General features: G+C 56.0%; 8 protein-coding genes and 1 pseudogene. 6 read left to right on the top strand and 3 right to left on the bottom strand.

The features are described from left to right. Window positions 1-125: 125 nt before the first annotated feature. From HKD31_RS15080 to HKD31_RS15070, 3 genes are all read right to left on the bottom strand, one after another. Window positions 126-1,496, bottom strand: coding sequence for a hypothetical protein (locus HKD31_RS15080; protein WP_194265644.1), 1,371 nt, complete (start codon window positions 1,494-1,496; stop codon window positions 126-128). 404 nt (window positions 1,497-1,900) lie between these two features. Then, window positions 1,901-3,013, bottom strand: coding sequence for a Fic family protein (locus HKD31_RS15075; protein ID WP_011251453.1), 1,113 nt, complete (start codon window positions 3,011-3,013; stop codon window positions 1,901-1,903). A gap of 96 nt (window positions 3,014-3,109) precedes the next feature. Next, a complete protein-coding gene (locus tag HKD31_RS15070) occupies window positions 3,110-4,486 on the bottom strand; it encodes a hypothetical protein (RefSeq protein ID WP_011251452.1) in 1,377 nt (458 codons plus the stop codon). A 145-nt stretch (window positions 4,487-4,631) separates the two neighbouring features. Between HKD31_RS15070 and HKD31_RS15065 the strand changes: the two genes are divergently transcribed. The 6 genes and pseudogenes from HKD31_RS15065 to HKD31_RS15040 form a co-directional block, all read left to right on the top strand. Next, on the top strand, window positions 4,632-5,228 hold the full coding sequence (locus HKD31_RS15065) for a restriction endonuclease subunit S domain-containing protein (protein WP_062493629.1): 597 nt from the start codon (window positions 4,632-4,634) through the stop codon (window positions 5,226-5,228). A 34-nt stretch (window positions 5,229-5,262) separates the two neighbouring features. Next, entirely contained in the window at window positions 5,263-6,789 is a 1,527-nt protein-coding gene (locus HKD31_RS15060; protein ID WP_194265643.1) for a type I restriction-modification system subunit M, read from the top strand. Continuing rightward, complete coding sequence (locus HKD31_RS15055) at window positions 6,779-7,915, top strand: restriction endonuclease subunit S (protein WP_194265642.1); 1,137 nt, start codon at window positions 6,779-6,781, stop codon at window positions 7,913-7,915. The genes HKD31_RS15060 and HKD31_RS15055 overlap by 11 nt, the downstream gene beginning before the upstream one ends. Window positions 7,916-7,945: 30 nt before the next feature. After that, on the top strand, window positions 7,946-11,242 hold the full coding sequence (locus HKD31_RS15050) for a type I restriction endonuclease subunit R (RefSeq protein WP_194265641.1): 3,297 nt from the start codon (window positions 7,946-7,948) through the stop codon (window positions 11,240-11,242). 2 nt (window positions 11,243-11,244) lie between these two features. After that, entirely contained in the window at window positions 11,245-11,982 is a 738-nt protein-coding gene (locus HKD31_RS15045) for a M48 family metallopeptidase (protein ID WP_194265640.1), read from the top strand. 174 nt (window positions 11,983-12,156) lie between these two features. Then, window positions 12,157-12,408, top strand: a pseudogene (locus HKD31_RS15040) (transposase); the annotation flags it as partial. Window positions 12,409-12,517: the final 109 nt, after the last annotated feature.

The raw sequence follows: 12,517 nt of genomic DNA, 5'->3' as shown, positions 1-12,517 counted from the left end.
GTTATTTCCCATAACGATCACCCCACTCTCGGCTCCAAGTGATAGCGGGGGACTGCGCGGACTATGTCCGTTATGCGAAAGGCGAGCCAACCCACTTTTATGTCCGACATGTAGGCGTAAGCGGACTATTTCCTTAGTTCTGAGAGTCCGAGTTCGCTCCACATCCACCCAAAATTGTAGGCGGCCATGGCTCCATGACCACCCGAGGCACGTGCGGTAGTGTTTTCGATCCCCTTCAACCAGGCCGCCACCTTTTTACGCCCTGAAACTGTCCTGACGGCCTGACGCGGCGTCATATCCCCCAGCGCCGGAACCGGCTCATCAAGCACCTGCCGATAGTGACGCTCCAGCATCTGCCCGATAATCCGGGCTTCCTCCTCGGGCGGGATCTGCAGCGCTGGCGATGCTTCCCGTCCGTGATGCTCCCGCTCTTCCATTGCCTGCGCCGGTGTCATGATCTGCGTGAGTGGAGTGCCCACGAGATCACCCAGACCAGCCTGCAGCAAGGCACGGCCAAGTTCGGCACGCTCTTTCGAGTTCACCTGCAGCCGCAACTGCCGCCCATTCAGCTCCAGCGTGCCCAACACGATCGCACCATCATCCATCTCCGTGCGCAGGAACCGCCCGTTTCCATCCCGTCTAGCCTTGCGCAGGGGACCACTCGCCGGCTCTTTCAGCCAGTTCCAGAATAACCGGTTTTCAGGTCGCAGGGCCATGATCCCGTCAAGCACATCGGCGACTTTCTTCTGCGTCACGCCCTTAGCCAGCGAAAAGCAAACCTCATGCAGAACCAGATCGTCCCCGTCTCCATTGAACAGCGCGGGACCATCCATCTGCCGCGCCATATCCTCCAGCGTCCGGAACAGCCAGGTCAGCGTGAACATCGGCGCAAGCTCACGCAGCGTCTGCGTATCGACTTTCGGAAACTCCGCCGTGCCCTGCCGCTTTCGAAGCACCTTGTAAAGATTCGTCGCCAGATCCTCACAGGCACCCCGCGAATAAGCGAGCAACCCACCTGCCAGAATGGTCTTTCCATCGGATGACACGAGACGCGCAGCAATGCGGTCCCACTGCCTGAGCGTCCGGGTGGCCGTGCCTTCATGCAACATTACCGGATCACCACCCCGCAGCAGGTCACGCGCCATCAGGCTCTGGCCGGGTCTGATGTCCGAGACTTCATACAGGCTCATGACCGAAGCTTTGAGCGCCCGCATATAGGCGCTGTTGCGCGGCCCTTCCTTCCAGCCCCGACGCTTGAGGTAAACGTCCACGAAGTTCCGGCCATCGTCCCAGTCCTGCCCAAGAAAATCCTCGAAGGCGCAGCCCCATAACGTCATGGCGACGTCAGGACCGATCATCTCTGCCAGATCCTCGAAGGTGATGTCGCCCGCTTCCAGCACCGGACCAATGTGATCGCCAAGCACTTCGCCAAAACGGTCCTGCCAGTCCTCCTGACCGAGATATCGGATCAGTCCGGTAAGTTCATCTGCGGCCATGGGTAATCCTGCGTCTCCTGGTACGGACAGCAGGGGGCGGGCTGTCCTGACTCGACAAGCCTAGAATGATACGCCGAAACAGGCGATAGGGTGCCCCGCTCTTCAATCACGCATTTGTGAAAGTGGACAAAAATGCGCCCCGGTACCTTTCCGTCTGTTTCCTATGTGTTTCCTGCGGGAGATTCTAGGCACAAAAAAAGCCACCCGATCGGGTGGCTTTTCTTCTGTCTTTTCAGACGGATATGTATGGTTGCGGGGGCACACAACCGAAGAAAACTGCTACTGGCGAGTGGATTGGTTAATCGACTTTAGAGATCCTTCAACACCTTAATAATTCAATATATTCATCAAGTTATCCATTCCGACGGATTTCACGATGAGCGAGCATCACTCATCTCGCCCTCCTACATCTCAGGAAAAACCAACTCGTAGCTTGTGCTTCTACCACCTGCTGCTTCCTTCACGAGGATACCGCAGTCCACAAGGCCATTAATATCCCGCAAAGCCGTATCCGGTGACGTCTTCGCCAACTTCGCCCATTTGGATGAGGTCAGCTTGCCCTCGAACCCGTCCAGTAGACGGTTCAGCATAAGGCGTTGCCGGTTATTAATCGATTGCCCGGCCAGATTGTCCCAGAACCGGGCCTTCTGGATGACTTTTCCCAGGACCAGTTCAGCACGATCAAAGGCGCGATCCAGAGTCCCCAGAAACCAGTGCAGCCAAGCCGTGATGTCCATATCCTCTTTTTGGGTGGCCTCAAGAATGGCATAGTAATCCTTCCGCTCCTGACGGATCTGAGCTGACAGGCTGTAGAAACGCTGGTCTGTCTGTTCCGAGCGCGCCAGCATAAGGTCGCCGACGGCCCGCGCAATGCGTCCGTTTCCATCCTCAAACGGATGAATGGTGACAAACCACAGATGTGCGATGGCAGCCTTCAGCACAGGGTCCAGTGCCTGCTCGGCGTTGCACCAGTCAAGAAAGGCCTGCATCTCAGCGGGCACCCTGCTGGCTGCCGGGGCCTCATAATGGACCTTCTCCCGTCCGACAGTGCCTGACACGACCTGCATCGGGCCGGTTCTGTCATCACGCCACTCTCCGACCAGAATGCGTGACATGCCGTTTCGGCCTGTCGGGAACAAGGCCGCATGCCAGGCGAACAGTCTCTCTTCGGTCAACGGGTCGGCATAATGCTTGGTCGCATCCAGCATCATCTCCACGACGCCTTCGACATCCCGATCCACCGGTGCCAGCGCACCAATATCCATGCCCAGTCTCCGGGCAATGGAAGATCGGACCTGCTCGCGATCAAGGTTTTCGCCCTCAATCTCGCTCGACTTTATGACATCTTCCGTCAGGGTCTGGAGCACGGCTTCGGACCTGAAATCGAAGCCGAGGCTTTCCATTCGCCCCAAGAGGCGCCCCTGCCGGTGACGCACGGCGGCCAGCTCATGGGAAATAGCATCCTTGTCCCACCGAAAATCTGGCCATTCTGCTTGCTGATAGATGTATCGCACCATATTTCCCGCGTTTTCTGCGGAGAATATGCCAGCTAATCACCGCAGAATGCAATCTTAATCTCCGCAATCAGACACCCCACAGGAAAACACACCAAGCTATTTCCTCAAGCCTGCAATCCCGAGTTCGTTCCACATCCAGTCAAAACTGAACGATGATGTCACCTCCGCCCGTCCCAGACCGGCTGTCGTGTTTTCAATCTGTTTCAGCCATGCCGCCACCGCCTTGCGACCCGTAGCCGTACGAACTGCCTGTCGGGGTGTCATGTTTCCCAATGCCGGGACAACGTCATCAAGCGTCTTCCGGTAGTGACGCTCAAGCACCTCAGCGAGCATCCGGGCTTCTTCCCCTGGCGGGATCTGGACGTCTGGCGTCTTACAACCCTCTTCCCTGCCCCGTTCATCCATCGCCTGCTGAGCTGTCATAATCTGGGTTATCGGCGCCCCGACAAGATTTCCCAATGCCTCTTTGAGCATCGCCTGCCCCTGCTCTGCACGAGACCTCGAATTGACCTCCAGCCGGAGTTTCCGCCCTTTCAGTTCCAGCGTTCCCAGCACAATGCTGCCATCATCCATTTCACTGCTCAGAAACTGCGCCTGTGCATCCTGATGCGAAGAACGGGACGATGTGGCCTTTTTCTGTTCCGGCATGCGCAACCAGTTCCAGAACAACCGCTCGTCGGATCGCAGCCCAGAGAGTTTCTCCAGGACCTCCGCCACCGTTTTCTGGGTCACGCCCCTGGCGAGCGGAAAACAGATATCGTGGAAAACCAGATCCTCCCCATCTCCATTGAACAGGACAGGCAGCTCTCTCAGCCCCGCCATGTTCTCCAGGGTGCGGAACAGCCAGGTCAGTGTGAACATCGGCGCCAGATCATGCAGCACCTCTGTTCTGACCGTCGGGAATTCAGCCTTGCTCCGCTTACGGCGCAGAACATCATAGAGATGCTCGGTAAGGTCCTCACACGCATCCTGTGAATACGCCAGCAAACCGCCAGCCAGAATTGTATGACCATCCTCCGGCACCAGACGTGCGGCAATTCGGTCCCATGGCCGGAGTGTCTTCGTGGCCGTGCCTTCACGCACCAGCACGGGTTTGCCACCGCGCAGCAGATCCCGCGCCATCAGGCTCTGACCCGGAACGATATCGGAGACCTCATACAGGCTCATGACGGAATCCTTGAGAGCCCGCATATAGGCGCTGTTGCGCGACCCCTCCTTCCAGCCCCGACGCTTCAGATAGACTTCGACGAAATTCCGGCCCTCGTCCCAGTCCTGACCAAGGAAGTCCTCGAACGCGCACCCCCAGAGCGTCATAGCGACGTCCGGACCAAGGACCTCGCCCAGGTCTTCAAAGGTCATATCGGCCGCTTCCAGAGCGGGACCGAGATGGTCGCCCAGAACCTCCTCGAAACACTCTTTCCAGTCATCCTGCCCGAGATAGCGGATCAGTCCGTTCAGATGATCGGCGACCATAACCACTCCCTTGCATAACATGTGGTGCGATTGTCAGCGTATCATGTTCCAGAGCCGGGCTGAATGATGCCCTTCGTTTTGCATGAACGTCATTCATGCATATTTATTGTTGACAGAGCCGTATTTATGCCGCCTATATAATCGCATGAAGCACGTTCGCGCATATAAATCGAATCTCTCAGATATCGCAACAGTCGCAGCAGGTCACCCGTTCCGAGGGAAAATCGAGCCAATCGAAGGGGCCGAGACGGTTGTCGTGCAGATGCGTGACACCTCACCTTCCGGCGTGGACTGGACGTCTTGCGTGCGCACCGAAGTGGCCGGACGGCGTGAGCCAGACTGGCTGCGTCCGGGCGATATTCTCTTCCCTGCCCGTGGCAATGTGTCACAGGCAGTTCTGATCGATGAGAGCATTGGCAGCCTTCAGGCCGTCGCCGCTCCGCACTTCTTTCTTCTGCGCGTGATGCATCCGGATGTGCTGCCTGCTTATCTGGCATGGTGGCTCAATCAGGAGCCAGCACAGCGGCATCTGGAGCAGAACGCTCAGAGTTCCACGCTCGTGCGCAACATTGCCCGGCCAGTGCTGGAGGCCACGCCTGTCGTGCTGCCTTCTCTGCCTCGACAGGAACAGATTGTGGGTCTGGCCAACGCCATACAGCGTGAGGAAGAGCTTCTGCAACGCCTTCGCCAGACCAACCACCAGATCATGACCGGACTTGCCAGAGACCTTCTGGCGGACTGACACTCCCTTACGTTTTGAAACAGGACCCAATTTCGTGACCGAGCAGATTTCACAAGATACCATCAACAAGGCGCTCTGGAACGCCTGTGACACCTTCCGTGGCACTGTCAGCCCCGACACTTACCGGGATTACGTGCTGACCATGCTGTTCCTGAAATACATCTCCGATGTGTGGCAGGACCATTACGACAGCTACAAAAAGGAATATGGCGACAATCCCGAACTGATTGAAGCCATGATGGCTCAGGAACGCTTTGTTCTGCCCAAAGGCTCGGATTTCTACACACTCTATAAAGACCGCAATACACCCGGCAATGGCGAGCGGATTGACAAGGCCCTGCACGCCATTGAAGAGGCCAATGGCACCAAGCTGAAGGACGCAGGCAAGAGCGTCTTCCAAGACATCAGCTTCAACTCCGACAAACTTGGTGATGAAAAGCAGAAGAACACCATTCTGCGGCATCTGCTTGAAGATTTTGCCAAACCGGACCTGAACCTGCGTCCCTCGCGTGTGGGCAATCTGGACGTGATCGGCAATGGCTATGAATTCCTGATCAAGAACTTTGCCGCCAGTGGTGGCCAGAAGGCGGGCGAGTTCTATACCCCGCCGGAAGTCAGTGAACTTCTGGCCCGTATTCTGAGCCCTCAGCCGGGTGAGAGTATTTGTGACCCGGCCTGTGGTTCGGCCTCCCTGCTCATGAAGTGCGGTAAGCAGGTGACGCAGAACCACAAAGGCAGCAAGGACTACGCCCTATATGGGCAGGAGGCCATTGGCTCCACATGGTCTTTTGCCAAGATGAACATGTTTCTGCATGGCGAGGACAACCATCGCATTGAATGGGGCGACACCATCCGCAACCCCAAGCTGCTGGATGACAAAAACCACCTGATGCGCTTTGACGTGGTGACGGCCAACCCGCCCTTCAGCCTTGATAAATGGGGCCATGAGGACGCGGCGGAAGACGTGCATCACCGCTTTGCCCGTGGCGTGCCGCCCAAGACCAAGGGCGATTATGCCTTTATCCTGCACATGATCAGCACCCTGAAAGATCGCACGGGCCGCATGGGCGTGGTCGTGCCGCATGGCGTGCTGTTCCGGGGCAGTTCGGAAGGCAGGATCCGCCAGAAGCTGATTGAGGAAAATCTGCTGGATGCGGTGATCGGCCTGCCGGAAAAGCTATTCTTCGGCACAGGCATTCCGGCAGCCATCCTGATCTTCCGCAAGGACCGCAAGACGCAGGACGTGCTGTTCATTGATGCCAGCCGGGAGTTCAAAGCGGGCAAGAACCAGAATGTGCTGACCGAGGAGAACATCACGAAGATTGTGGATACCTACCGCGCCCGCAAGGACGTGGACAAATACGCCCATCTCGCCACGCCGGACGAGATCAGGGAGAACGACTACAATCTGAACATTCCGCGTTATGTCGATACGTTTGAGGAAGAAGCGGAAATTGACCTGAATGCTGTGCGGGCCGAACGAGTCGAGATCAAGGAGGAACTGACGAAGCTGGAAGCCCAGATGGACGCTTATCTGGAGGAACTCGGTTATGCTTCCTGAGGGGTGGAGAAAAGAGAAACTTGGGGCTGTCGCCGAATTCCAGCGTGGGTTTGATTTGCCCCAATCTCAAAGATCTGAAGGTTCTGTGCCAATTATTTCTTCTAGCGGAGCAAGTGGTTTTCACGACACTGCCAAAGCACTTGCTCCCGGCATTGTTACAGGACGATACGGATCAATCGGTGATGTTTTTTATGTAGAAGAGGCATATTGGCCTCTTAATACAGCCCTATGGGTTAAAGACTTTCACGGCAACTATCCAAAATATCTTTATTATCTTCTGTCTAATTTTGATTTCTCAAAATTTAGCGACAAAACAGGCGTTCCTGGCGTCAATCGTAACGATCTTCATGCTGTAAACGTATTAGTTCCCCCACTTCCCGAACAGAAGAAGATCGCGGCGATCCTCTCGACGTGGGATCGTGCGATTGAGGGGACGGAGAAGCTTCTGGCCAACAGCCAGCAGCAGAAAAAAGCCCTCATGCAACAACTCCTCACAGGCAAAAAACGCCTGCCGGGGTTCACGGGGGAGTGGAAAATAGGAGCAATATCAGAAATTGCTCATATTGATACTGGATTTGCATTTAAAAGCTCAGAGTTCACGGATGACGCGAACGGTATGCCCGTGATCAGAATGAGTGATCTCAAAGATGGAACACTGAATTTAGAAAACTGCAAAAGAATACGCTTAAACAGCCTATCTGGATTGGAAAAATTTTCTCTAAAAATAAATGATTTCATTTTTGGAATGTCTGGAAGTTTATCCAATTTTGCATGGGTAAAAAATAAGAACTTACCCTGCTATCTCAATCAACGCGTCGGACGCATTAGGTCGAAAGCAACGGGAGATCAGCAGTTTAGTTCTTATTTGTACCTATCCGAAAAGATACAAAAGGAAATTGAAGATAAAGCTGCCGGCGCTGCTCAACTCAATATCAGTCTCAATGATATTAGAGACATGAAGATTCATATTCCCCCTCTCTCCGAACAGAAAGCCATCGCTGCCGTCCTTACGACAGCGGACACAGAAATCACCGCCATTGAATCCGACCTCACCCGCCTGCGTCAGGAAAAGAAAGCCCTGATGCAGCAGCTTCTCACGGGCAAACGCCGCGTGACGGTCGATTAAGATATTTCAGCTTACAGGATATTTGAAAACATGGTTTCCGTCCCGAAATTTCAGGAAGAATACAGCGCCAAACTGCCCGCACTGGCCCTGCTCAGCACCCTCGGCTGGCAGTTTCTGCCGCCATCCGAGGCGCTGGCGTTGCGGGGCGGCAAACAGGACGCCGTGGTGCTGGACTCTCTCCTGCGGGCGGAACTGAAAAAACGGCGCTTTACATTTGAAGGACAGGAACACAGCCTATCCGATCAGGCCATTGATACGCTGATGTCGCACGTCACGCATCCGGACTTTGTCTCCGGCCTGCGCGATGCCAATGACAAGATGACCACGCATCTGCTGTTCGGCATTGCGGTTAAGGAATTCATCAACGGACGTCAGGCCAACCCGACCATCGCGCTGATCGACTGGCAGAACCCACAGAACAACAGCTTTACCTTCACCGAAGAATACAGCGTCCTGCGCACGGATCTGACGCAGACGCGCAGGCCGGACATCGTCTGCTTCGTCAACGGGATTCCGCTGGCGGTGATCGAGGCCAAACGCCCCGATGGCCAGCCGGGCAAAGGCCCGACTGTGGAGGCCGGGATTTCCCAGAGTATTCGCAACCAGAACAAGGATGAAATCCCCCAGCTTTTTACCTACAGCCAGCTTCTACTCTCCATAACCGGGCATGACGGACGCTATGGCACCTGCGGCACACCCAAAAAGTTCTGGGCAAGCTGGAAGGAAGAGGACATTCCCGAAAGCCAGATGGAGGCGCTCAAGAACACGCCGCTTTCGGGTGCACAGAAAGATGTGCTGTTTGTCGATCGAAAACCCCCAGCCCGGATATGGTTCGAAGACTGGGCCTCCCGTCCGCTGCATGTCTCGGATCAGGACCGGCTGCTGATTGGCCTGCTCTCGCCCCAGCGCCTGCTGGACATGACGCGATACTTCACGCTGGTCGACCGTAAAGCGGGCAAGATCGTGGCCCGCTATCAGCAGGTCTTTGGCATCAAGCGCCTTTTGGAACGCATCAAGTCCCGCCGCAGCGATGGCGGGCGTGAAGGTGGCGTGGTCTGGCACACTACGGGGTCTGGCAAGTCCTTCACCATGGTGTTCCTCAGCCGGGCGCTCATTCTGGATGATGACCTCAAGCAATGTCGCATCATTGTCGTGACAGACCGCAAGGATCTGGAACGCCAGTTGAGCACCACCTTCTCCACAGGTGGTGAACTGGCGGACAAGAAGGACAAGGAAGAGGCGCTGGCCACCTCAGGCCGCCGTCTGGCGCAGCAGATCGGGCACGGGCAGGAACGCATCATCTTCTCGCTCATCAACAAGTTCCACACCGCCACCGGCTATCCCGAATGCCATAATGACAGTGCAGACATCATCGTGCTGGTGGATGAAGGCCATCGCAGTCAGGGCGGTGAGAACCATGCCCGCATGAAGCATGCCCTGCCCAACGCCGCCTTCATCGCCTTTACCGGCACGCCGCTGCTCAAAGGGAGTGAGACCACCAACCGTTTTGGCAAGATCATCCACTCCTACACCATGCAGCAGGCCGTCGCGGACGGGACGGTGACGCCCCTGCTCTATGAAGAGCGCAAGCCCGATCTGGACGTGAATGACCGGGCCATTGATGCGTGGTTTGAACGCATCACGCAGGGGCTGACGGAAGAGCAGGTCACGGACCTCAAGAAGCGCTTTGCCCGCGCCAATCAGGTGTATAAGGCCGATGACCGCATCCGGCTGATTGCCATGGATCTGGCAACTCATTTTGACAACAATATCGACAAGGACCTCAAGGGCATGCTGGCCTGTGACAGCAAGCTCTCCGCCATTCGCTACAAACAGTATCTGGATGAGGTCGGTCTGTTCGAGAGCGCTGTGGTCATGAGCCCGCCCGATACGCGGGAAGGCCATACGGAAGTGGATGAGCGCAAACAGCCCGAGATTCAGGAGTGGTGGAAGGACAATGTCGGCAGCCAGAGCGAGGATGACTACACACGTGGCGTGATCGAGCGCTTCGAGAAAGACCCGGACCTCAAGCTGATCATCGTGGTCGACAAGCTGCTGACTGGCTTTGATGAACCGAAGAACGCAGTGCTGTATATCGACAAGCCGCTGAAGCAGCACAATCTGCTTCAGGCCATTGCGCGTGTGAACCGGCTGCATGACCAGAAGAAGCATGGCCTGCTAATTGATTATCGCGGCATTCTGGCAGAACTGGACACCACGCTTGCCCGCTATGACGAGCTGGCGGCCGAAAATGTCGGCGGGTATGACCCGAAGGATATTGCCGGGCTGTATAGCCAGATGAGCACGGAATACCGCGAGCTCCCGGCCCTGCATAAAGCACTCTGGGCCATTTTTGACAGTGTGAAGAACAGAAGCGACCTCCAGCAGCTTCGCGCCGTGCTCATGCCCCGCATGGTGGAGGAACACGGCCAGATGGTGGACGTGAACCTCAAGCGCCGGGATGATTTCTATGAGGCACTGACGAAGTTTGCGGCCTGCCTGAAGGTGGCGCTGCAATCCGTGGCGTTCTTTGAAGACACCAGCTTCACGGAAAAGGACCGCGCCACCTACAAGGAGACGTTGAAGCAACTGACCAGCCTGCGGCAGATGGTGCTGCAGGATACGGGGGAAACAGTCGATTTCGACCAATATGCCGAACAGGTGAAAAAACTGCTGGACCGGCATGTGGCAGGCGTAAAGGTCCATGAGTCTGGCGGCCTGTATGCGGTCGGCAAGATGGGCCAGAAGACCGAAGACAATGAGCCAGAAAACTGGACCGAAGAAAAAACCCGCAACGAGACGGATCTGATCCGCACCCGTGTGACGAAGATGATCGACCACGAGATGCAGGGTGATCCCTATGCGAAGGAAGCCTTCTCGGCCCTGCTGCGCAAGGTGATCGCGGAAGCGGAAAGCCTGTTCGACCATCCGCTCAAGCAGTTCATGCTGTTCCAGGAATTTGAGGAACAGGTAGCCAACCGCAGGCTGGAGAACATCCCCTCTGTTTTTGACGGGCATCGCCATGCGCAGGCTTATTATGGCGTGTTCCTGAAAACACTCGCGGCCATCTTTAACCATAAGCAGACAGACGCAGAGAACCAGCGCTGGATTGATCTGGCGTTCCAGATTGACACAGTTGTGGACAAGGCTGTGCGGGAGAACTCGCTCAGCCGACCGGATATGGAAAAAGCGGTCAGGAAAGAACTGCTGCCCCTCCTGTTCAGCACGGGCCAGAAGGCAGGCTTTGGCGTGGACAAGGCGCAAGAGATGATTGAGCAGGTCATCCAGATCATGCGGGCCGGACCTGCTGATCCGTTGCGTGGCTGAGCATGGAAGAAACCCCTTCTCGCGTTCTGACCTATGGCGGTGAGCAGATCCGGGTAGAACTGCTGCCCCGTGCACGTCCTGGCACGACGCTGCGGATCAGGGTGCATCCGGACCTGCGTGTTGAGGCTGTCATCCCTGAAGGCACATCCGATGCGGATCTGGAGAAGGCGCTACACCAGAAAACCCGCTGGATCTGGCAGAAACTGCGCGATTTCCGGGCGGTGCGGGAACATGCAACGCCGCGCGCGTATGTCAGCGGGGAAAGCCACTTCTATCTGGGGCGGCGGCATCTTCTGAAGGTGCATCATCAGCCTGATGCGCCAGAGACCGTGCGGATGTTGCGCGGACGGCTGGAGGTGTCCGTGCAGGACCGCAATGCCTTACGGATTCAGAAGCTGCTGGAACTCTGGTATTTTACGCGGGCGCAGGAGGTGTTTCGAAACCGCCTGGACGCTCTCCTTCCCACAACGCTGTGGGTCAGAACACCTCCAGTTCTGAAGCTTCAGGTGATGCAGACACAATGGGGCAATTGCTCACCGGGCGGCACTATCACGCTGAACCCGCATCTGATCAAAGCCCCGCGTGACTGCATTGATTACGTCATCCTGCATGAACTGTGTCATCTGAAGGAGCACAATCATGGCCCGGCATTCTGGGGACTTATGGAACGTGTCACGCCAGACTGGGAACGGCATAAGGCAAGGCTGGATGGAATGGCGGAAATGATGCTGCAAAAATAATGCGCTTTGACCGCAATGGGGGGGGGAACAGACAGTCGGCTATCGGGATGGAGTTACCGAAAACAGCCTTTCGCAGTGTTCACATTCATGGCAGGGAGTAGAGCTATTCAGAGCCCTTTTGGAAATTCTCTATGATAGGTTTTCAAGAGGTTTTGAGCGTGATTCAAAGGCAGGATGTGGACGCCAGCACAACGAGGCCGCATGGCCGGAATTACACGCAAGACGAAACGCTATCCGTCTGATCTAACAGATGAGGAATGGGAGCGCATAGCGCCTCTGATGCCCCCTGCGAACCGGCGTGGTCGGAAACGGACAACCGATTTCCGTGAGATCATCAATGCTCTGCGCCATCTCGTGCGCTCAGGCTGCGGTTGGGAGATGCTTCCGGTTCATTTTGGCCCATGGCAAACGGTTTACTGGTGGTTCGTAAGCTCCCGGCGACTGACGCCTTGCTGAATATTTCTGGTCTGGTTCAGCTATGAAGCATGAACGATTTAAGAGATAGTGACGCGGTACTACCTGCGAGTGTCGCAGG

This window comes from Gluconobacter potus, from assembly GCF_015244705.1.
Classification (GTDB): domain Bacteria; phylum Pseudomonadota; class Alphaproteobacteria; order Acetobacterales; family Acetobacteraceae; genus Gluconobacter; species Gluconobacter potus.
Note: the sequence above shows the minus strand (reverse complement) of the source record. Positions and strands in the feature narration are given on the sequence as shown.

What these genes read in the sequence shown, in the direction of transcription:
- HKD31_RS15080 (WP_194265644.1), bottom strand. Translation starts at nt 1,496, where the DNA reads ATGGCCGCAGATGAACTTACCGGACTGATCCGATATCTCGGTCAGGAG.
- HKD31_RS15075 (WP_011251453.1), bottom strand. Translation starts at nt 3,013, where the DNA reads ATGGTGCGATACATCTATCAGCAAGCAGAATGGCCAGATTTTCGGTGG.
- HKD31_RS15070 (WP_011251452.1), bottom strand. Translation starts at nt 4,486, where the DNA reads ATGGTCGCCGATCATCTGAACGGACTGATCCGCTATCTCGGGCAGGAT.
- HKD31_RS15065 (WP_062493629.1), top strand. Translation starts at nt 4,632, where the DNA reads ATGAAGCACGTTCGCGCATATAAATCGAATCTCTCAGATATCGCAACA.
- HKD31_RS15055 (WP_194265642.1), top strand. Translation starts at nt 6,779, where the DNA reads ATGCTTCCTGAGGGGTGGAGAAAAGAGAAACTTGGGGCTGTCGCCGAA.
- HKD31_RS15050 (WP_194265641.1), top strand. Translation starts at nt 7,946, where the DNA reads ATGGTTTCCGTCCCGAAATTTCAGGAAGAATACAGCGCCAAACTGCCC.
- HKD31_RS15045 (WP_194265640.1), top strand. Translation starts at nt 11,245, where the DNA reads ATGGAAGAAACCCCTTCTCGCGTTCTGACCTATGGCGGTGAGCAGATC.